Here is an 18,755-nt window from a genome sequence, read left to right on the forward strand (position 1 = left end):
CGATGTGATCGACTGAAATTAGGGGTTCACGGTAGAGATGCCTAGAAGGTCGATTAGCCCTCGGCTCAACTAGCGACGACTGTACTAACAATCTCCTACAGACGAGCGACCGTACAAGAAACGGGGGTTTTCTGAACACCTACATTAGAACTAATTCTAGCCTTAATAATGGGCCTATACAGAGATGGCGAAAACGAGAGTCAGTCAGGGGGCGAACGGGCAGTACAAGGTTACAGTTCCGGAAGGGCTCGCCGAGGTATGGATCTTGACGGAAAGAGACTCAACAGGAAGGTCAAATCGGGAAGCTCTCTAGAGGTGACGGTCGTCGATGAGTAAAGCACTCGCGTGGATCCGGAAGTCGAAGGGTGACGATGATGACGTTGGGCTCGAAGACCAGCGTGAGCTGGTCCAAGGTTTCGCGAAGGACGCCGCCGACGAGGTGGAGGTTCTCGATCTCTGGATCCACACTGGCTTCTCGACGATGACACGAGATAATTCGGCGGGCCTCCTAGACCAGAACGATCGCATTCAAGTATGCGTCAGCGATCTTGAAGCTGGCGAGTATTCGCACCTCGTGGTGTGGGACGATCGACGGATCTGCCGCGACGAGCACTTTTCTGTGATTCAGTATCAGTACCTCACAAAGCATTGCCAGTTAGCGTGACCTGAACCACCTGTTCTGTTGTGATGAGTCGTCGATCACGGTTGAGCAACGCTGATCGAAGACGGAGTTGTCGCTGTCGGCGGCGGTCAGCCGCCGACGCGACAGCGTTGCCACTTGCGAAGATGCTTGCTCGGTCAGTGACTACCGGTGGAACCGGTCGTCAGATGGCCGGTTCGCGCGGACGACCCGACGCACTGCGAGGGCAGTTCACGCAGCCCGTCGAACCATATTGACGAACTCCTTGTACGGCCACCACCAGAGGCGACGTCCGCCTCGGCGGGGCGTCGCCAGGTCTTGAACACATCTTCAGCAAGCAGACGTTCTAACTAACTCGCTTTGTGAGGTACTGAAGATGCGATCGGCTGCGAGGCTTAGAGGCTGGTGCTAGTTCATCGTTTGTCCAGTCGGGCGAATCATGAGTTCGTTGACGTCGACGTGTTCGGGTTGGTTCGTTGCGTACACGATTCCACGGGCAATGTCTTCGGGAACCAGCGTTGGCATATCCACTTCGGAAAGTTGTTCAAGCAGTTGCTCGTCAGTGATGTGAGTCGGGAGTTCAGTATCAACCGCACCCGGTTCGATGACCGTGGTTCGGATGTCCTGTGGCGAGAGTTCCTGTCGAATGGCATCGGTGAAGGCAGTGACACCGAACTTCGTGGCGTTGTAGCCACTTCCGTTGGTCATCGTTTCCCGCCCCGCAACTGACGAGACGTTGACGACGTGGCCACCGTCTTGCTGTTGCATGATGGGGACCACAGCGTGCGTGAGATTCATCAGCCCTATCAGATTCACTTCGACCATCTGCCGGAGATTCGACCGGTCTGCTCGTTCCAGTGGCTCGAGAAGCATCACGCCGGCGTTGTTCACGAGGACATCGATCTGGCCGTACTCGTCAATAGTCGTCTCGACCAGTGTGTCAATATCGTCTTCCTCCGTGACATCGGTTTCGACGACGAGTGCGTCTCCACCTTCCGTGGTGATTCGGTCCGCGAGCGCTTCGAGTTCGTCGACACGCCGTGCTGCAAGCACGACGCTTGCGCCCTCTGTGGCAAGTGCTTCGGCAGTCGCCTCGCCGATTCCTGAAGATGCGCCAGTTACAATCGCAACACTGTCGGAAAGGTACTTGCTGTCAGTCGATGGGTTATCAGACATCAACAGAAGATATGTGATACCGGAAGGAGCGAGTTGTGCTTACCAGTAAACCCATTTATATAGACAAATGACCATACTTCACACTCCAGGGTATTGAGCGGGATTCTGATGGAGTCACACTCCGCTAAATTAAACGCTGGGTGCGACAACCTGTGGGGTCAGAGGGTGCGAGGGATCAGACGACAGTCTGGCGAAAAGCGACCGAGAGACAAGATTTACTCACATGGAACAGTCAATGGAATCCCGAAAGAGTCCGAGGCTACTGCGGCAAGACACTCATATACTGCTGTGGACCAACAGTCTCGCTTATCAGCTGCCTCTCAGCTCTGCGCAGGAGATCAGACGCCGCGGCGGCTGAGACATCGAGTTCGGACGCAAGATCATCCGTCGTGAATTCACGCGGAGAATCGTAGTACCCCTCGGCGAAGGCGATCGAGATGGCCCGGTACTGCTTGTCGGTCAACCCGAACTGGTCGCGTTCGCCGTCGTTCTCGGGGTCTGACGCGATCTTTAACAGCTCGAATGGAATGTCGTGGACCTTACATCGATCTCGCAGTGTGGCCAACGACTCGTAATCCGAGAACACCTTCTGTTCGCGAATCCCTTCGCTGGTCACTGTTGCATCCATGACAACTCCCTCAATTTCTTCTGGGTCGTGAGACCGGGCAAGATTCGAGTCATCTCTCACGATGAGTTGATAGAACCAGCCGTCGGCGGTTTGTCCAATTTCCATCGCATTGATAACCTCCGTAGCCGAATCCAGTTTTCGATCGAACACACCGTGCGAACCTGTATCGACAGTTACCGTCATCAGTATCTTGTTATTGTTGAGAATAAACGGGTTCGAGATCGATAGCTCACCGCTTGGAATCGCTTCTGCAAGTCCAACGAGTGGGAGCGTGCGGTCAGCCAGGAGAATCTCGGCGACGAGTACCATGGGTGATAGTTGGCTTCGGTCTATTTAATTTCGAGTTTCCACGCTGGGGAGACTCACTGTGGTGCTTTCACCGTCTCGGTTGTCTCGAAGTCATACTCGACGCCAGTCAGCTTCTCGCTCACGTCCCAGAGTCGCGCTGCGTCATCTACTGATGTCAGTCGCTATTCAAGTGAAAGTTTCTGTGGTCTGATCGTGGTCGCGTTAAGTTAGAGGATGAGGCGGACAATTTCTGAGTGTCTATGCCAGAATTCGGCCGCCTCAGCGAACGTATCACGTGGATCGACTTGCCGTTTGTGGAGCGAGGTCGAACGCCTCGCTGGGCGATTGAACTAGGGCTCCGCTGTCATTTGGTCGGTATGTCACTTCGTGAGGCAAGTAAACATCTTGAACTGTTTGGGATCGATCGGAGCTACGTTGCGGTTCATAACTGGGTTCATAAAGCCAATCTACAGCCGATCTCAACCGTCTCCGAGAATCAACTCGCGGCTGACGAGAAGATGATCCGCCTCCACGGCCAGCAGTTCTGGCTGTACGGCGCGGTTGATCCACAGACGAACGGGATCCTCCCCGTGAGCCTCTTTCCAACCACAAATAAACAGACGACGCGATAGTTTCTCACCGAGCTACACCGGCGCTATCAGCTCGATAACGTGGAATTTCTCGTCGATGACGCAGACTATCTTGGCTCAATCCTCGCTGAAGACGGCTATCGATTTTAAGTCATTCGGCATGGAAGTTGGAATGCCATCGAACGTGTCTTTTGAGAAATAAAACGACGAACATCTTCGTTTGCGAACAGTTTTAGCAATGTCGCGTGAGAGACAGCTCAAAACTGGCTCGAAGCCTTCGCCGTCTATCACAATTCACGTCAAAATTAACACGACCGCAAGGTCAGATTTCTTGCCGGCATCTGCGACTTGATTAGTAATTTGTATTTTGTCTCACATATTGAACTTAGATAGGAGCAACAATTACAGGTATGTCGGTGAACAGCCCACATTTGTCGTTTAATGAGCAATTATATTTAGTAAAGCCTTCCAATGAGTGATGGCACGACGGCATTCACGACGGTCTGTGCTGAACGCGGCGGCTGCCGGCACCGCGGTTTCACTTACCGGCTGTCTCGGCGGCGACGATGGCGGCCAAACAGTGCGGATTTCTGGTGGCGTCGGGCCACTGCCGATGGTACAGGTGTGGGCTGACATCTATGCTGAGCAAAGCGACCTTGCCTTCGATATCTCCGGCGGCGGCACTGGGGTCGGAGTGTCAGATCTGTTTAATAATCAGGTTGATGTAGCAATGATGGGGCGTGAACCCTTTGAAGAGGAACTTGAACGCGGGCTGGTCGCGGTGCCGATGTTGATCGACACCGTCGTGGGAACGGTTAATAAAGACAACCCGGTTATCGATCAGATTCAATCACAGGGGGTAACTAGAGCGGAGTTAGAAGCAATATTTACTAAAGAGATCACTAACTGGGGAGAACTGTTTCCAGACGCCGGTGTTGACGCCGAGATCGTCGTCTACGGCCGTTCGGACGCCTCTGCGGCGTACAAAAAGTGGGGTGAGTTCCTCGGCGGCGAAGGCGACGCCTACACACAAGACGATCTTGAGGGACTCTCGGACGGCAACTTCAATGGCGATCAGCCGGTTGCCCAGTCGCTCGGCGAGAGCGAGAACGCCATCGCGATGAACAACGTCAATTACGTCTACAATCTCGACAGCGGCGAACTCGACGGTGATATCCGGCCGATTCCCCTTGATCAAAACGGTGACGGACTCTCTGAATCGGAGTCGTTCTATCAAACTCGCGGCGAGTTGCTCGCGGCCGTTGAGCGCGGCGACTACCCGGCACCGCCGGCCCGCGAGATGTGGCTCGCCGCAAACGGCACGTTCGACGCCTCTGTCGCGCCGTTTATACAGTGGGTGCTCACTGACGGCCAACAGTATGTCTCCGAAAACGGTTACGTCCCTCTAACGGAAGACCGTCTTGAAGATGGACGAGCGACCTTGGAAAACAACACGGAATCGTGACCACCGACACCGACAGTCTGCGGAAGCGGGCTCGGTCGAGCCGCCTCGGCCGACGGCTGCTTGCCGAACGCTACAGTAGCTACTGGCTCACCCTGGCGGGGTATCTGGCGATCGCGCTGTTTGGGGGGATCACACTACTACTGTTCTACCGATCGCTGCCAATCCTCTCGGAGTATCCGCTGAGTTCGATGTTAACCTCTACAAACTGGGACCCTGCGCGGAACAATTTCGGCTTTTTGCCGGCGATCGTCGGTACCGTCTACGTCACCGCACTCTCGATGGTAATGGGGGTTCCGATTGCGCTCGGTGCGGCGATCTATATCGCCGAGTACGCTGAAGGGCGAACAAAAACACTCGTCGCCGCACTGATCGATGTGTTGGCGGCGATCCCGAGTGTGATCTTCGGGCTGGTCGCACTGATCGTCGTCGTGCCGTTTATCGGTAGCTACGTCGCCCCGGTGTTCAACGAGAGCACCGCTGGCGTCGGCATCTTTACTGTCAGTCTTGTGATGGCGATCGTCGTCACCCCGTTTATGACCTCGCTGTCGGTCGAGTCGCTCGAATCGCTCCCCGACGAGCTGCGGGAAACGTCGCTCGGCGTCGGCGCAACCAAGTTTGAGACGATCCGATCGGTGTTGCTTCGGGCGGCTGGGCCTGGGATTTTTTCGGCGATCTTACTCGGCTTTGGGCGCGTGTTCGGCGCGACGATCGTACCAGCGTTGCTGATCGGCGGCCAGACACAGATTCCCACCTCGGTCTTCTCGACCGGCCAGACGCTGCCAACGCTGATCGTCAATGATTTCGGCGAGCTGATGTCGCTCCCGCTCACACAGTCGGCGTTGATATTTGTCGGGCTGATGCTCGTCGTCGTCGTCTGGCTGTTTAACTTCGGGGCGATGCTCGTCCAGCGGCGGCTCAAACGGCGGTGGCAGTACCAATGAACCGCTATACCACACAGCGACTGTTCGGTATCGCGGTGCGGGCGGCCGCCCTGCTTGTCGTCGGTGTGTTACTGTTGGTCATCGGGGTCACCGTCGTCAGAGGTGGGGGCGTGTTGCTTGCCGATCCATCGATTGTACTCACGCCACCCGGCTCGCGATACATGCTCGAAGGAACGGGAGGCTTTCTACATGCAGTGCTTGGCAGCCTCTTTATTGTCGGCCCGGCAACCATCGTCTCAATGGTGGCTGCGGTGTCGACGGCGGTCTATCTCCAGAGCGACTACTCCAGTAAACGGTTTTCCGACGCTGTGAACATGTTTCTCAACGTGCTGTGGGGTACCCCGCCAATCGTCTACGGCGTCTTCGTGTTGACGATCATCATCGCTACAGGTGCCCAGACAAGTTTATTTTTCGGCATCGTCGCTATCGCTATCTTCCAGTACCCGATTATGACGCGCTACACCGACGAGGCGTTGCGTGCAGCCCCGGAGACGGTTCGAGAATCGACCTACGGGCTTGGTGCGACCCGGTTTGAGAGCATGCGGATGACCGTTCGGGCGGCCGCACCAGGCGTTATCGCCGGCTTGGTGATGGGGTTTGCCCGCGGTATTGGCGATGCGGCAACCGTGCTGTTTACCACCGGCCGAAGCACCCGGATGCCTGGTGGACTGTTCGAGGCGGCGACGACGCTGCCGGTGCTCATTTTCGATCAGGCGATGTCGTTTAATCCTGAGGTTCGTTCCCACGCCTACGCGGCGGCGTTCGTGTTGACTATTGCTGTGCTCGGCTTGATCCTCCTCTCGAAGCTGTTAGCCGGCCGCTACGCGCGATATACACCCGGAGGAAACAGATGACAGAGATCCCACTCACGACAGACCAGCTTTCAGTAACGTACACCGGCGACCGCGAAATCGAAGCCGTCAAAGGAGTCTCTATCGACTTCCCGGCCAACACGCTCACAACAATTATTGGCCCTTCCGGCTGTGGGAAATCGACGCTGTTGAAATCGCTCAACCGGCTTCACGATATTCAAGAGAACGTTGAGATCGACGGTGATGTCTTGCTCTCCGGGGACTCGGTGTACAATACCAACGTGCCAGCCCCGGAGATACGCAGACAAATCGGCTACGTTCCCCAGACCCCGACCGCACTGCCGGTGTCGATCTACGAAAACGTTGCCTACGGGCTGCGCATCCACGGTGACTACGAGTCGAAGGCCGATCTCGACGAGAAGGTCGAAACCTATCTCCGGAAAGTCAACCTCTGGGATGAGGTCGCCGATCGGCTTGACGCGCCGGGCGCGGAGCTATCAACCGGACAAATCCAGCGGCTCTGTGTCGCCCGGTCATTGGCTGTCGAGCCGGACGTGTTGCTCTGTGACGAGGTGACCTCCGCGCTCGATCCGGTGTCGGCCGAAAGCGTCGAGAAGACGCTCAGAAAATTAAAATCCGAGTATACGATTATTCTTGTCACCCACAGTATGGCTCAGGCACGCCGACTCGCCGACGAGGTCGTGTTCCTCTATCTCGGAGAGGTTATCGAGAGCAACGACGTTCAGTCGTTCTTCGAAGATCCACAAGAGGAGCGGACAAAGACGTTTATTGGCGGTACAACACCGGTTGACCGCGACGACACACCTGCCGAGCAGACGGCCACACCACCGGCCCCTGACGGGAGTAAAGGGTCGACTGCCGGCGATGACAAGCAGTGAACAAGGTAGTAAAAATAGAGTCTATCTCTAGACCCGTATTTGAGGGGGCGGAAGTAGTTGACAGACGGACTTAAAGAACAATTCAGGCAGATATTGATCCTGAGGAAGTGAACGGAGATTCTCAAATCATAGAGCATCAAGATACGAACTTTCGATTGCTAGATCAAATTGATTCGCAGATAGAGTCTGGTGAACGGAGGATCAGAATAATAAGTATTGGGTTGATAATTATCTGATTGTCTCTTCAAATGGTCCAGAATATTTAAAATTTGCGTTCTTTCAGGCGTAGTGTTCAGATAAGCTGGTTCCATGCGAAAGCGAATGATCTGAACCACTCGTCAGCAGTTTCTGCTTTGGCGTTTCTAAAATAGTTTGAGAACTGGCAGTTCTGCGTTTTACCTCACGAAAGACACGTTCGGCGCTGTTCCGATTTCCATGTCGCTCGTATCTGAAATCGAGGTCGTGTTTGCGACAGGCTTTCTGGAGTGAAGCTGATCCATCTATGAGAACGGTTGCGTTATCCACGTCGTGTTTGTCACAGAGATCAGTGAAAAACCGATCTGCGAGAGCGTTATTTGTTGTCGGCTCAAGCTGTGTATGAAGCAGATCGTTCGTTTCCGGATCGACAGCAGCGTACAGCCAATATTGTTCATAGTCAAGCCGAATCACAGTCTCATCAACCGCAATGTGATTCGGGCTCCGACCAGATTCCGGCTGTAGATCGGCTTTGTGAACCCAGTTGTGAACGGTGGAGCGCACTCGTCCAACACCGAATACCCCAGGAAACGAAACAGTATTTGAAAACGATAATCCTGCTGAATGAAGCTGAATACTGAGCTTCATCAACAGCCGCGGTGTTGCCTCTCGCTCCACAAAATCTAACTTGATCTCGTCTAAACAGCCGTTGAGGCGGTCGTTTTCGGGCATAGACACTCTGAAGACGCACCGCCTCACTTTTCAATCCTTATCTGAACACCGCGGACATTTCCGGGGGTTGATTGAATGGATAGCAGTCCAACCCTCGTGCTGTCTTGCGGTTTGGTAAGAATCCTGTAGCGCCCATGTTTCTGACGCCGAGCGGAACGAGTAATCAAAACTGGGCCAAAGGATTTGAGCCACGAGAGACGTAGCGCCGAACGGAGCGAGGTGACCGTCTCTCAGAGGCTCACAATCCTGTAGCGCCCATCCGTTTCTCCCGCGAGTTCACCCCTCGGTGGGGAAAACCTCGTGAAGCGTGTGATGGGAATCCCCGAGATCGTTGAGGAGCGATTCGCCCGAGTCGGCGAGTCGAGCCAACGATCGCTCGGCGTCCCGGACGGCCACGAGGCGTCCTCGAGTGTACGCGTATTCCGGGTCGTCCGCGTCGAGGGCTGCGACTGTTTCCTCTAAGTCGACGAGTGCGGCGTCAAGATGTCGTTGGAGTTCCGTTAGGGACTCGGCTGCCGAGAGGGCGGCGATCGGTGTGTCTCCGTCGAGTTTATCACCGATTTCCTGCTCTGCGTGCCGTCGAACCGCGTCGTCCGAGTTTCCGAGGGTGTTCATAAGCCCGAGCCGCAGGGCTTCGATTTCGTCACAACTCATCGTGGATCGAAGTCTGATTGTCGGTCATATTGTCTGGTGAACGAGGTCGCTAACGATTCGGTCCCGCTCGACGGCGGAGACGATTCGATCGGCGTCCTCATCGTCGCAGGTCCCGTACCATACGCCGTCGGGATACTGCGCGACGATCGGGCCGTCGCCGCACTGATCGAAACACGACGATCGCGTGACGTGAACGTCTGCGTCGGCGTCTCGCGCGGCCTGACGGAGTTTTTCCAGAACGGCGGGCGAACCGTCCGCCGCGCACGTCTGGTTCGTACAGACGGCGAGGTGGGTCTCAGGCGCGTCGTGAGCGTGCGGTTCGTCGGCGACGTCGTCGCGATCCTCGTGTGCCTGCTGGTGAGTTAGTGCGCGGAGCATCGCACGCGCTCCTCCTTCGTCTTCCTCGTACCCATCAAGCTCTACTTTGTACTTACACGTGTCACACGACATGTCGACCGAGCCGGTCCGCGCCTCTTGCCACCGGTCCGAAAGAACGTCTAGCAGACGGGTGTCCGTTCCAAGCGGGTCGCCGGCCGCGGCGTCGACGTACGGGTACTCTGCGTCGAACTCAGCTGCCCCCTCGCGGATCCGACCGGTCAGGACGCCGTCGCCGAGCATGTACGGCAGCACGACGATTACATCTGGTCGGGTCTTTGCGACGTCGTGGAGCACCTCGTCGAGGAGCGGTTCGGTGACACCGATGAACCCGGCTTCCACCCGATCAAACGAGCGACCCTCGTACAGCAATCTGGCGAGCTTGTGTACGTCGGCGTTTGAGTCCGGGTCTGAGGAGCCGCGAGCACAGACCACGACGGCGACGTCGTCGTCGTCGCGGTCGACCCCCAACTGTGCCTCCACGTCCCGCGACCGATCGTCGAGGAGGTCGAGTATCGCGGGATGAATGCCGAGGTGCGCGCCCGCATGGAAGGTAACGCCCGGGTGTTCGCTTCGCGCTCGCTTCATGGCGAGCGGGAGGTCGTTTTTGACGTGACTGGCCGCAAACAGCGACAGCGGCACCATCGTTATGCGCGACGAACTGTGCGCAAGCGTGCCGATGGCGTCGGGGATCGACGGTTCCGCGAGTTCGAGGAACGCAGCGTCGGTCGAGACGCCGAGACGATCCTCGAGACCGGCCGCGAGTTCGCGTACTGCCTCGTTCGACTTGTCCCGACGAGAGCCGTGGCCGACGAGCAGTGCTGTCTCTTCGTCGCCGATTCCGACGGCGTCTGCCGTCCGGCTCATGAGTCTCCTCCGTCCGTGTCGATCGGTTCGATAAGGCTTCCCACATCGAGGCCTGTGGCCCGCTCGACGCTTCGGAGCGCCTTTTGACGACGGCTTGTCGCGAACAGCCCGCTGTCGCCTGCGCCCTCGTAGACCCATTCAGCGAACGCGGCCGTGTCGCCGTCAGCGACGCCGAACCAGTATCCGCCCGACGACGACGGTTGCGGTTCTTCGGAGTCGAACCCCGCCACGTCGAGCGATGTCCGGATCCGCTCCAACAGCCGGGCGTCGTCGTGGACGAACGAGATGCCGACCGAGGCGCTCGACTCGCGGAAGCAGACGACGCCGCACGCCTCCAACAACCCGCGAAGCAGCTCTCGACGGTGGTCGCGGAGGGCGTCGAACCGATACCCGCCGGGATCCGATCCCACCGGCAATCCGAGCGCCGCAGCGGCATTCGCGGCCAGCGTCGGGTCGATGATCTGTACCGTGTATTCGTCGGCCTGCCGGGTGACTGCCGTGTCATGTGCGAAGTCGCGCTCAGCGATCCGATGATCGACGGTTCCGCCACCAGAGATCGCGGACAGGCGGCGTGCGGCGTCCTCATCGCTGACTTCGATCTCGATCCCCTGATCGGTCACTCGTCCGCCGCCGGCGACGTGGCCCCAGAAATAGGCAGTCTCCGGGTGACGGGCGAGCATGTCGTCCGGCGTCGTCTCGACGGCGCTCATATCTCGCCCTCGCGTTCCTCGACGCTGATCGCGTCCAGCGGACAGGCCGTCGCGGCTGCCTGTGCCTCGTCGATACGCTCGTCACAGAACGTCGCGGCAGCCTTGTCCGAGGTACGTTCGACCGAGGTCACGGCGTCCGCGGGATCGAAGCCTACGAGCCCCCCGTCGGCCTCGACGAACCGATCGTCGCGGACGAGGCAGGCGAAGACGCCGTCGCAGGCGTTCAGATCGACGGAAACGCGGTACGTCGTCCCGGTGTCGACGTGCTCAGTAGTCATATTTGCTCTCGTAGCCGCGCGGGGTGATCATCCGGCCGTCCCAGACGTACGTCTCCTCGTTGCCGACGAGCAGCGTGGTCGTCATGTCGATGAGGTCGGTCTCGCCGAGCGACTTCAGTTCGCCGAGTTCGACGATTTCGACGGCCTCGTCGTCGCGCCCGGCGCCGTGGACGACACCCACCGGCGTGTCGGCCGGCCGGTGTTCCGAGAGGATCTCGCAGGCCGTCTCGAAGTTCTCGCGTCGCTTCCGGCTCCACGGGTTGTATATCGCGATCGTGAACCCCTCTGCCGCGACCGCGTGGAGTCGCGACTCGATGTCCGCCATCGGCGTGAGGTGGTCCGACAGCGAGATCGACACCGAGTCGTTGACGAGCGGCGCGCCGACGCGAGCGGCACACGACTGCGCGGCCGGGACGCCGGGGACGACTTCGAAGTCGAGCGCCGATGCCGTCGCACCCTTCGACTCGATGATTTCTAAGGCGAGTCCGCCGAGCGCGTACACGTTCGGATCGCCGGAGCCGACGATTGCGACGTCGTTGCCCGCGAGCGCGCGGTCGACCGCTTCTTCGGTCCGAGAGACTTCGCCGCACATCGGCGTGTCGTACAGCTCGTCGGCGGCCTCGGTGATGTCGTCCGGAATCAGGTCGATATACGTTGTGTATCCGACGATGTGTTCCGCCTCCAGTAGTGCCGCCTTAGCACGCTGCGTCATTCCCTCCGGCTGCCCGGGGCCGAGTCCGACGGCGAACAGCCGTCCCGGGTTGGCGTCGAAGTCGTCAGCGGTCGATCCGACCTTCTCGTCCGTCGCCGAAGATTTCGTACTACCACACGAGGAGGTGCCGTTGGAGTCGCTCGCGCCGCACGACGGCGACGACGCGCTAGTGTTTTCCGTCGCCGCTCCCCCGTCGGTGGCCGCGTCGTTCGCTGCGCGGCCACCGTCGATCGCCGTCTCGGGATCGCTGCCGCCGCAGTTCGAGCTCGATTCGTCCGTCGGTCCGCAGGTGGTGTCACTCATTGTCAGAAGTCGTCGACATCTCGCCCGCCACGCGGGGTGACGAGGAACTGGTCGTAGTCGTTCTCCCAGATTTCCGTCTCGTGGGTGCCGACGATCAGGGATGTGCCCATGCCGCCGACCTCGTCGTCGTGGTCGGTCGCCTCGCCCAGTGTCGTCACCGTGTACGTCTCGTCGTCCAAGTTACGGCCGGCCTCGCCGCGCCCGGCGTCGTTGACGATCGCGACCAGGGCGTCGTCGGTGCGGTGTTCCCGGAGCACCTCGATCGCGCGCTCGTAGTCACGCCAGCAGTTGTAGAGGACGATCGAAAAGTCCGACACCGCCGCAGCGCGAAGCTTCTCTGCGATTTCCTCCCAACCGCGCCACTTGTCCGACAGCGAGATCGTACAGAAGTCGTTCGAGAGCGGCGCGCCGACCATCGCGGCACCGCCGAGCGCGGCCGTCACGCCGGGCACGATCTCGATCGGGACGTCGTCGGCGTCGTCCTCGTCGGCCATCAAATAAACGAGATCAGACTTCCCGTACACGTTGGGATCGCCCCCGGAGACGTGCGCCACGTCTTGTCCGTCTCGGACGCGCTCGAACGCCTCCCGGGCGAGTTCGATCTGCTGGCCCATCGAGGACCGAACGATCTCGACGGTCTCGCCGTCGGGATGGGTGCCGACGTTTCCGACCGTCCAGCCGGCGTGGTCGGTACTGTCGTCGACCGAGCCGACCGCGGCACCGCCGTCCGTGGCGGCGGCATCCTCCGTCCGCGACTCGGGCGGAATGGTGCCGTCCCGCCGGAGGAATTCTTGGTAGAGGTTCGAGGCGATGACGCAGTCGGCGTGGCGTATCACGTCGCGGGCCCGCTGGGTCATCGCGTGCGGGAGTCCCGGACCGATACCGACGACGTACAGCGTTCCCATGCCGTCCGGCGCCTCGTCCGCGCCGCCGGGAGACGAGCCGTTGCCGGTCATCGCCCCACCGCCACGGTCACTTCGTTCTCGTAGCTGGTCTTCTCCGTAACGAGTTCGTGGTCGGCGCCGCCGGCGATGGCGCTCGCCTCGGCGACGCCCGGCCAGCCGATGAGCTCTTTCGCCTTCGACGGCGTCGGTCCCTCGAATTCGAGCAGGGTCTCCTTGTCGAACGCGACGACTCCGACGTCACGCGTCGCGGCCGCGGCGAGAAGGCCTTCCTCATCGGCCTTTCGCGTCCCAGTGGCGACGAACTCGACATCGGCCCAGTCGCGATCGACCTCGGAGAGCGCTCGGTCCCAGGCATCGTGGAATCGGCCTTTATCCGCACCGGAAACCGAGCCCGTACCGAGGACGACCCCATCGTCGAGGTTGCGTTTGAGGACCGTCACGTCGTCGTCGACCAGCACTGCCCGCGGCCCGTCGAGCCGTTCGACCGGGCCGAGTTCGTCGTCGAGGACGGCCAGGTTCGTCGCGACCGTGGAGTCACCGTTGACGACGTGTGCGGACAGCGCCTTCGCTTGCTTCTCGACGCCCTGTTTGTCCGCTGCTTCTGAGGCGGTGGTCATCGCCGGCACGGCGCCGAGCGTCGCGAGGTCATCTGCCACTTGATTGGCGCCGTGGTGACCGCCGGTGATCGGGATCGCCCAAGTAAGCTCCTCGTCGATCACGACGATCGCGGGGTCGTCCCACTTGTCGTCGAGCAACGGCGCGGTCTTCCGCATGGCGATCCCGGAGGCCATCAGTCCGACGAAGCAGTCGTACTCGCCCCAATGCTCGGCGAACACGTCGCCGTGGTACTCGATCACGTCGATCGACTCGTAGCGGTCGCCGATCTCCTCGACGATTTCCTCGGCGGTATCGAGCTTCCGCTCAAAGCTGATGACCGCGATCTCTTCTGCCACTTCGCCGTCCGAATCCGCCGTCGAACAGTGCCCGCCGCCGGAGTCGTCGGTCGCGTCGGTGCTACTCGCGTTCGTTCCGTCGTCGCTGTCGGTGCTCATTAGTCGTCTGCCTCTGTTTCGGTCGTCTCCGCGGCGCCTCCGGCGCTATTCGATCCGTCGCTCCCCGCGTCGGCTGCTCCGCCGTTCGCCCAATCGCCGTAGAGGAACGACCGCTCGTACCCCGCGCCCGTCGCAGCCTCGCCGATGAGGACCATCGCGGACGCGCGGTAGCCCGCCGCCTCCACCTTCTCGCCGATGTCGGCGATCGATCCGGTGATCACGTCCTCATCGTCCCACGAGGCGTGATAGACGACCGCGACCGGCGTGTCCGGGTCGACGCCGTCGCGATCGAGCAGGCGGTCCATCGTATCACTCACTGCGTGGGTACCGAGGTAGATACAAGTCGTCACGTCGCCCATCTCGACGAATTCGGCGACGTGGTCGTCCTCGGCGTCAAGTGTCTTCCCTCGTGGACGCGTGAACGCAACGTGGTTCGCGACGCCGTTCAGCGTGAGTTGGGTGCGCAGCGTCGCCGCCGCCGCGAACGACGAGGTGACGCCGGGGACGATATACGCCGGGACGCCCTCGCTTTCCAGCGCGTCGATCTGCTCGATTGCGGCGCCGTACACCGCTGGATCGCCGCTGTGGAGTCTAACGACGGTACGACCGCTCTCGTGGGCGTCCCGCATCAGCGGAATGAGCTCTTCGAGGTCTTTGCCTACGGAGTTCACCAACTCCGCGTCGGCGCAGTGTTCCTCCAAGAGCGCGCTGGAGACTAACGACCCGGCGTGGACGACGAGGTCAGCCTCGTCGACGAGCTCCTTGCCGCGCACGGTGAGGAGCCCGGGGTCGCCTGGGCCGGCACCGATGAACGGAATCCCCTCTTGATCTTCGCCGGGGGTGTACTCGTGGACCCGGGGATCGAGTTCGCCCGCCGTCCGGTCGCCGACGCCGTCTATGGCCGCCTGCGAATCGACCGGACCGTCAGTCATCGCCGACCTCCACGTCGGTGGTCGCGGAGACGCGACCGTTCGTGTCCGCGTCGGCCGCGAACTCGTCGGTCGCCCGCGACGTTTCCAGCCCACGGCGTTTGGCGTACGCGAGCGTGTAGTAGTCGCGGTCCGCCACCGCCTCGGCGTCGTCGGTGATGACCGTTTCGCCCGCGTCCATGAACAGCCGCCGTCCGAACCGCACGTCGTAGCCCGCCCGATCGAGCTTGCGAGCCGTCTCAGGGGCGTTGGTCACTTTGAAAAGGATCATCCTGTCGGGCCCGGTCGGCGCGTGTCCGCCGGCGGCCTCGCGGAGCGCGAGTCCGGCGCCGGCTTCGACCTCGACGTTGAGTGCCGTCGCGAACGCCGTCATCGCGCTGATCCCGGGCACGACCTCCACGTCGATGTCGGGATGGAACGCGTCGAGCGTCCGTCTGAGGTGCCCGAACGTCGAATACACGTTCGGGTCGCCGAGCGTGACGAACGCGGCGTCGCCGGCGCGCGCTTCTGGGGCGATTTCGGCCGCGGCCTCCTTCCACGCCTCGCGCAGCCGCTCTTCGTCGCTCGTCATCGGGAAATCGAGGTCCCCGATCCGGCTCTCCGGGACGTGCTCGGTCGCGACCGCCCGCGAGAGTCGACCCGGAGAATACACCACGTCGACCCCGTCGAGGATCTCCCGTCCGCGAACGGAGATCAGGTCGGGATCGCCGGGGCCGAGCCCCACGCCGTACAGAGTCATGCGACGCCTCCGGCACGGACCCTCCGAGTCATTCGCTATCACCCGGCTTTTCACTAGGTCCTGGCTCTTCGCTGGACCCCGGCTCGCCGACGAGCATGTACACAGGGTTGTCGGCGTCGAAACTCGTCGCGCCTGCCAGATCGTAGCCGGTCGCCATCTGGAGGCACAACACTTCATCGAGGAGGTCGCGGTCGCGGAAGGCTCGGGCCGCTTCACCTGCGACTTCGAGCCGAGACACGTTCATCACGATCCGGTCGTAGCCGGCGGCGACGGCGTCGTCGAGAACTCGCTCGTAGTTTCGTGATCCCCCGAGGAAAACCACGTCACCGTCGTCGGGAAGTCTCTCCGGCGCCTCGGCGTTCACGAGCCGCACGTCGGCGCCGTACTCGTTGGCGTCGAGGTTCGCTCGGGTCGCTTCAACCCGTTCCGATTTCCGTTCGAGCGCCGTTACCCGCCCCGCTCGGCGGGCGGCTTCGATCGTTACAGCGCCGGTACAGGAGCCGACCTCGACGAAGTGGTCGTCGGGACCGAGCGCGAGCTTCCGCGCCAACACCGCCCGGACCTCCGGCTTGGTCGGTCCCGCTTTCGCGTCGTTCGGAAGGTTTGTCGCCTGCATTCACGCTACACAAGTGAACAACGCCACAAAACAATTTTGGTTGTTTTTACTAAAGTTGGCTTTACAAAGGCACCCTCGAGCGGCTCGATCAGAGCAAATGCGCTGTGAAACAGACAACAAGACTTTGTTTGTGGCAGGAAAATGTCCGGTAATGGCCGACGCCGACGGCGAGAACTCACCAGACGTCCTCGAAAACAAACGGAGCGCGACCCGGTATCAGATACTCGTTGAGATCGCGGCCCGCCAGCCGGCCGTGAGCCAGAACGAGATCGCGGACACGATCGGCGTGACCTCTCAGGCGGTCAGCGACTACGTCCGCGACCTCATCGAGTCGGGGTACGTCGAAAAGAGGGGTCGCGGTCGGTACGAGGTGACGAAGGAGGGCGTCGACTGGCTCATCTCTCGGACGGACGATCTGGAGACGTATCTCGAACGGGTAAATTCCGATGTGCTCGGGAGCGTCGAAGTCGACGCCGCGATCGCATTAGACGACGTGGACGAAGGGATCGAGGTCGGAATCGTGATGCGCGGCGGCATCTTACACGCCAACCCCGCCGGCGGGACCGCGACCGCAGTCACCGTCACGAGCGGCAAAAAAGGCGAGGCCGTCGGCGTCGCCGACTTCGAGGGCGTCGTCGACTACGACGCGGGAACCGTCTCGGTGCTGCCTGTCCCGACCGTCACCGACGCTGACCGGCCGAATTCGGACGTCGTCTCGACGCGCGTCCCAGAGGAGGGACTCGTCGCGGTTGCCGGAACGGAAGCGTACGCGCTCGTCTCTCAGAGCAACGTCGCTCCGGACATTCGGTTCGGAACCGCAGAGGGCGTCGCCGAGGCGGGGATGCTCGGTCTCGACGTCCTGCTGGTCGCGGTGACCGACGAGATCCCGCGCCACACCTCCAAGCTCCGAGATCGAAACGTTCCCCACCGAGTGCTCGATTCGGACGCGTTCTAGCCCCTCGGGCTGTTCAGCCGGTCATCGTGGGTTCTGTCGCGGTGGGATCGTCTCCAGTAGCCTCAAACATTCCTGCCATGAGGCTCGGCACGTCGTCTACCGCTACTTCTGCGAACCACTCGTCGTGCGGTTGGACGACGACAGCGACGCCGTCCTCGCTACACATCCCGAGACAGGAGGTCTCCGCGACGGCGATCTCCGACCAGTAGCGGTCGCGTTCGCGGAGCCAGTTTCGGATAGCGTCGGCGACCCCGTTGCCATCGACGGCGGCGCAGGCGGCGTGTTCCGTCCGGTCGTTGGTACAGACGAGGACGGTCGCGCTCATCCCGCGCTCGCGCATCTGCTCCGTTCGTCGTTCCATCAGTTGCCTCCCCTCGCTGTCGCCATCGGCGCGTTCGTGCCACGGCGATCGACGCGTCGGTCGAAATGGCGGAAGATGACGGCGATCAGCGCCCACAGGCCGGCCTGCGAGAGGCCGACGAGCCATCGAAACGCAGCCGATAGCCCGGTAGGAGCGCCGCCGCTGGTCAGCGTCGGCGGAGCGACGACCGAGAGAAGACCGAGCGCTACCAGCGGAAGTAACGCGACGAACACGCCGCTACTACGACCGCGTGTGCGGGCCGTGTGGACGTACCCGAGGATGCTTGTCGCCGCGACAAGACCGCCAACAACGATCAGACCGAGGTAGAGCGGAACGCGAAGCGACGATCCGTACAGCGGTTCCATGCCCGGCGTGGCCGGCGGAAGCACCGTCCAGGGGGCGACGGAGACCGTCAGGAATCCGGCTCCCGCGAGGACGTACGGCTTCAGTGCTCCGCCGGGAAGTCCCGGTTCAAATAGATGGTACGCAACGCCGAACGCGGCACCCAGCAGGATTCCCCACAGGACGCCGCCCCCGGCGCTGATAACCGCTGTGGTGGTTTCACCAACGGCGGGTGCCACCTTGTGTCCGTGGTCGCCGCCGTGAGACGCGAGGTGCTCCAAGTGGCGGACGACCGGCGAGACGACCAGCCACGTGAACAGCCCGTATGCCAGGCCGACGAGGGCTCCGGCTGTAACGCCCGATCGAAGCCGATCGATCATTAGTGGCAGACGATCCCGGCCCCGTGTCTGAAGTCGTGTAACGCCTCGTGGGCGAGTGGTTCCTGTAAGAATGCGAGCGTAAAGCCCAGCGCTGCGACGAGCGCCAGAGCGGTAAGCGCGGTTACCGGATCGATCTGTGCCCCAGCCGTTGCGAACCGGTCGGCGACGGTGTCGGTGTTTGTCGACATAAATCCAACTTGGAAAAAGCAAA

The 18,755-nt window shown here is 60.8% G+C and carries 21 protein-coding genes and 3 pseudogenes; 7 read left to right on the top strand and 17 right to left on the bottom strand.

Annotated elements, in window-relative coordinates; genetic code table 11:
* Nucleotides 1–328: 328 nt before the first annotated feature.
* Nucleotides 329–664, top strand: a complete 336-nt coding sequence (locus Z052_RS20405) for a recombinase family protein (protein ID WP_241897887.1) — start codon at nt 329–331, stop codon at nt 662–664.
* Nucleotides 665–805: 141 nt separating this feature from the next.
* Here Z052_RS20405 and Z052_RS03575 read toward each other — a convergent pair.
* The 3 genes and pseudogenes from Z052_RS03575 to Z052_RS03585 all read right to left on the bottom strand — a co-directional run.
* Nucleotides 806–955, bottom strand: a pseudogene (locus tag Z052_RS03575) (ISH3 family transposase); the annotation flags it as partial.
* Nucleotides 956–1,048: 93 nt separating this feature from the next.
* Nucleotides 1,049–1,816, bottom strand: coding sequence for an SDR family oxidoreductase (locus tag Z052_RS03580; RefSeq protein ID WP_099288834.1), 768 nt, complete (start codon nt 1,814–1,816; stop codon nt 1,049–1,051).
* Between the two features lie 259 nt (nt 1,817–2,075).
* A complete protein-coding gene (locus Z052_RS03585) occupies nt 2,076–2,753 on the bottom strand; it encodes a helix-turn-helix domain-containing protein (RefSeq protein ID WP_049933003.1) in 678 nt (225 codons plus the stop codon).
* A 239-nt stretch (nt 2,754–2,992) separates the two neighbouring features.
* On the opposite strand from Z052_RS03585, the pseudogene Z052_RS03590 reads away from it, so the two are divergent.
* From Z052_RS03590 to Z052_RS03610, 5 genes and pseudogenes are all read left to right on the top strand, one after another.
* Nucleotides 2,993–3,571 (top strand): annotated as a pseudogene (locus Z052_RS03590) (IS6 family transposase).
* 229 nt (nt 3,572–3,800) lie between these two features.
* On the top strand, nt 3,801–4,787 hold the full coding sequence (locus Z052_RS03595; protein ID WP_049933002.1) for a PstS family phosphate ABC transporter substrate-binding protein: 987 nt from the start codon (nt 3,801–3,803) through the stop codon (nt 4,785–4,787).
* Nucleotides 4,781–5,728 (top strand): phosphate ABC transporter permease subunit PstC, encoded by a 948-nt coding sequence (gene pstC, locus Z052_RS03600; RefSeq protein WP_049933001.1) that lies wholly within the window; start codon nt 4,781–4,783, stop codon nt 5,726–5,728. The genes Z052_RS03595 and pstC overlap by 7 nt, the downstream gene beginning before the upstream one ends.
* Nucleotides 5,725–6,582 (top strand): PstA family ABC transporter permease, encoded by an 858-nt coding sequence (locus Z052_RS03605; protein WP_049933000.1) that lies wholly within the window; start codon nt 5,725–5,727, stop codon nt 6,580–6,582. Before pstC ends, Z052_RS03605 begins: the two co-directional genes overlap by 4 nt.
* Nucleotides 6,579–7,439 carry a phosphate ABC transporter ATP-binding protein gene (locus tag Z052_RS03610; RefSeq protein ID WP_049932999.1) on the top strand — a complete coding sequence of 287 codons (861 nt, stop codon included), beginning with the start codon at nt 6,579–6,581 and terminating at the stop codon, nt 7,437–7,439. Before Z052_RS03605 ends, Z052_RS03610 begins: the two co-directional genes overlap by 4 nt.
* 292 nt (nt 7,440–7,731) lie before the next feature.
* Here the strand turns inward: Z052_RS03610 and Z052_RS03615 are convergent.
* The 11 genes and pseudogenes from Z052_RS03615 to cbiT form a co-directional block, all read right to left on the bottom strand.
* A pseudogene (locus Z052_RS03615) lies at nt 7,732–8,366 on the bottom strand (IS6 family transposase).
* A gap of 276 nt (nt 8,367–8,642) precedes the next feature.
* Nucleotides 8,643–9,020 (bottom strand): DUF3209 family protein, encoded by a 378-nt coding sequence (locus Z052_RS03620; protein WP_049932998.1) that lies wholly within the window; start codon nt 9,018–9,020, stop codon nt 8,643–8,645.
* A gap of 24 nt (nt 9,021–9,044) precedes the next feature.
* Nucleotides 9,045–10,262, bottom strand: coding sequence for a CbiX/SirB N-terminal domain-containing protein (locus Z052_RS03625; protein ID WP_049932997.1), 1,218 nt, complete (start codon nt 10,260–10,262; stop codon nt 9,045–9,047).
* Complete coding sequence (locus tag Z052_RS03630; protein ID WP_049932996.1) at nt 10,259–10,972, bottom strand: hypothetical protein; 714 nt, start codon at nt 10,970–10,972, stop codon at nt 10,259–10,261. Before Z052_RS03630 ends, Z052_RS03625 begins: the two co-directional genes overlap by 4 nt.
* Nucleotides 10,969–11,250 carry a ferredoxin gene (locus Z052_RS03635; RefSeq protein ID WP_049932995.1) on the bottom strand — a complete coding sequence of 94 codons (282 nt, stop codon included), beginning with the start codon at nt 11,248–11,250 and terminating at the stop codon, nt 10,969–10,971. The genes Z052_RS03630 and Z052_RS03635 overlap by 4 nt, the downstream gene beginning before the upstream one ends.
* Nucleotides 11,240–12,265 (bottom strand): precorrin-3B C(17)-methyltransferase, encoded by a 1,026-nt coding sequence (cobJ, locus tag Z052_RS03640; protein WP_099288836.1) that lies wholly within the window; start codon nt 12,263–12,265, stop codon nt 11,240–11,242. Before cobJ ends, Z052_RS03635 begins: the two co-directional genes overlap by 11 nt.
* Nucleotides 12,266–12,267: 2 nt before the next feature.
* Nucleotides 12,268–13,221, bottom strand: coding sequence for a precorrin-3B C(17)-methyltransferase (locus tag Z052_RS03645; protein WP_099288837.1), 954 nt, complete (start codon nt 13,219–13,221; stop codon nt 12,268–12,270).
* Entirely contained in the window at nt 13,218–14,222 is a 1,005-nt protein-coding gene (gene cbiG / locus Z052_RS03650) for a cobalt-precorrin 5A hydrolase (RefSeq protein WP_099288838.1), read from the bottom strand. Before cbiG ends, Z052_RS03645 begins: the two co-directional genes overlap by 4 nt.
* On the bottom strand, nt 14,222–15,154 hold the full coding sequence (locus Z052_RS03655) for a cobalt-precorrin-4/precorrin-4 C(11)-methyltransferase (RefSeq protein WP_099288839.1): 933 nt from the start codon (nt 15,152–15,154) through the stop codon (nt 14,222–14,224). Before Z052_RS03655 ends, cbiG begins: the two co-directional genes overlap by 1 nt.
* The gene (locus Z052_RS03660) at nt 15,147–15,890 is read right to left on the bottom strand and encodes a cobalt-factor II C(20)-methyltransferase (RefSeq protein WP_099288840.1); all 744 of its coding nucleotides are present in this window, start codon (nt 15,888–15,890) and stop codon (nt 15,147–15,149) included. Before Z052_RS03660 ends, Z052_RS03655 begins: the two co-directional genes overlap by 8 nt.
* A gap of 28 nt (nt 15,891–15,918) precedes the next feature.
* Nucleotides 15,919–16,506, bottom strand: coding sequence for a precorrin-6Y C5,15-methyltransferase (decarboxylating) subunit CbiT (cbiT, locus tag Z052_RS03665; RefSeq protein WP_049932989.1), 588 nt, complete (start codon nt 16,504–16,506; stop codon nt 15,919–15,921).
* 151 nt (nt 16,507–16,657) lie between these two features.
* Between cbiT and Z052_RS03670 the strand changes: the two genes are divergently transcribed.
* Complete coding sequence (locus Z052_RS03670; protein ID WP_099288841.1) at nt 16,658–17,461, top strand: MarR family transcriptional regulator; 804 nt, start codon at nt 16,658–16,660, stop codon at nt 17,459–17,461.
* Between the two features lie 13 nt (nt 17,462–17,474).
* Here the strand turns inward: Z052_RS03670 and Z052_RS03675 are convergent, their stop codons facing one another.
* From Z052_RS03675 to Z052_RS03685, 3 genes are read right to left on the bottom strand one after another with little or no spacing between them, the layout of a single operon-like run.
* Nucleotides 17,475–17,822 carry a (2Fe-2S) ferredoxin domain-containing protein gene (locus tag Z052_RS03675; RefSeq protein ID WP_099288842.1) on the bottom strand — a complete coding sequence of 116 codons (348 nt, stop codon included), beginning with the start codon at nt 17,820–17,822 and terminating at the stop codon, nt 17,475–17,477.
* The gene (locus Z052_RS03680) at nt 17,822–18,544 is read right to left on the bottom strand and encodes a CbtA family protein (RefSeq protein ID WP_094579570.1); all 723 of its coding nucleotides are present in this window, start codon (nt 18,542–18,544) and stop codon (nt 17,822–17,824) included. Before Z052_RS03680 ends, Z052_RS03675 begins: the two co-directional genes overlap by 1 nt.
* Nucleotides 18,544–18,732 (bottom strand): CbtB domain-containing protein, encoded by a 189-nt coding sequence (locus Z052_RS03685; RefSeq protein ID WP_094579571.1) that lies wholly within the window; start codon nt 18,730–18,732, stop codon nt 18,544–18,546. The genes Z052_RS03680 and Z052_RS03685 overlap by 1 nt, the downstream gene beginning before the upstream one ends.
* Between the last annotated feature and the right edge of the window lie 23 nt (nt 18,733–18,755).

Origin of the sequence: Halorubrum sp. C191 (assembly GCF_002727095.1) — an archaeon.
Lineage (GTDB): Archaea > Halobacteriota > Halobacteria > Halobacteriales > Haloferacaceae > Halorubrum > Halorubrum ezzemoulense.

Bases quoted from the DNA above. Each gene is read 5' to 3' on its own strand.
- Z052_RS20405 (WP_241897887.1), top strand. From the start codon at position 329: ATGAGTAAAGCACTCGCGTGGATCCGGAAGTCGAAGGGTGACGATGAT.
- Z052_RS03580 (WP_099288834.1), bottom strand. From the start codon at position 1,816: ATGTCTGATAACCCATCGACTGACAGCAAGTACCTTTCCGACAGTGTT.
- Z052_RS03585 (WP_049933003.1), bottom strand. From the start codon at position 2,753: ATGGTACTCGTCGCCGAGATTCTCCTGGCTGACCGCACGCTCCCACTC.
- Z052_RS03595 (WP_049933002.1), top strand. From the start codon at position 3,801: ATGGCACGACGGCATTCACGACGGTCTGTGCTGAACGCGGCGGCTGCC.
- Z052_RS03605 (WP_049933000.1), top strand. From the start codon at position 5,725: ATGAACCGCTATACCACACAGCGACTGTTCGGTATCGCGGTGCGGGCG.
- Z052_RS03610 (WP_049932999.1), top strand. From the start codon at position 6,579: ATGACAGAGATCCCACTCACGACAGACCAGCTTTCAGTAACGTACACC.
- Z052_RS03620 (WP_049932998.1), bottom strand. From the start codon at position 9,020: ATGAGTTGTGACGAAATCGAAGCCCTGCGGCTCGGGCTTATGAACACC.
- Z052_RS03625 (WP_049932997.1), bottom strand. From the start codon at position 10,262: ATGAGCCGGACGGCAGACGCCGTCGGAATCGGCGACGAAGAGACAGCA.
- Z052_RS03630 (WP_049932996.1), bottom strand. From the start codon at position 10,972: ATGAGCGCCGTCGAGACGACGCCGGACGACATGCTCGCCCGTCACCCG.
- Z052_RS03635 (WP_049932995.1), bottom strand. From the start codon at position 11,250: ATGACTACTGAGCACGTCGACACCGGGACGACGTACCGCGTTTCCGTC.
- cobJ (WP_099288836.1), bottom strand. From the start codon at position 12,265: ATGAGTGACACCACCTGCGGACCGACGGACGAATCGAGCTCGAACTGC.
- Z052_RS03645 (WP_099288837.1), bottom strand. From the start codon at position 13,221: ATGACCGGCAACGGCTCGTCTCCCGGCGGCGCGGACGAGGCGCCGGAC.
- cbiG (WP_099288838.1), bottom strand. From the start codon at position 14,222: ATGAGCACCGACAGCGACGACGGAACGAACGCGAGTAGCACCGACGCG.
- Z052_RS03655 (WP_099288839.1), bottom strand. From the start codon at position 15,154: ATGACTGACGGTCCGGTCGATTCGCAGGCGGCCATAGACGGCGTCGGC.
- Z052_RS03660 (WP_099288840.1), bottom strand. From the start codon at position 15,890: ATGACTCTGTACGGCGTGGGGCTCGGCCCCGGCGATCCCGACCTGATC.
- cbiT (WP_049932989.1), bottom strand. From the start codon at position 16,506: ATGCAGGCGACAAACCTTCCGAACGACGCGAAAGCGGGACCGACCAAG.
- Z052_RS03670 (WP_099288841.1), top strand. From the start codon at position 16,658: ATGGCCGACGCCGACGGCGAGAACTCACCAGACGTCCTCGAAAACAAA.
- Z052_RS03675 (WP_099288842.1), bottom strand. From the start codon at position 17,822: ATGGAACGACGAACGGAGCAGATGCGCGAGCGCGGGATGAGCGCGACC.
- Z052_RS03680 (WP_094579570.1), bottom strand. From the start codon at position 18,544: ATGATCGATCGGCTTCGATCGGGCGTTACAGCCGGAGCCCTCGTCGGC.
- Z052_RS03685 (WP_094579571.1), bottom strand. From the start codon at position 18,732: ATGTCGACAAACACCGACACCGTCGCCGACCGGTTCGCAACGGCTGGG.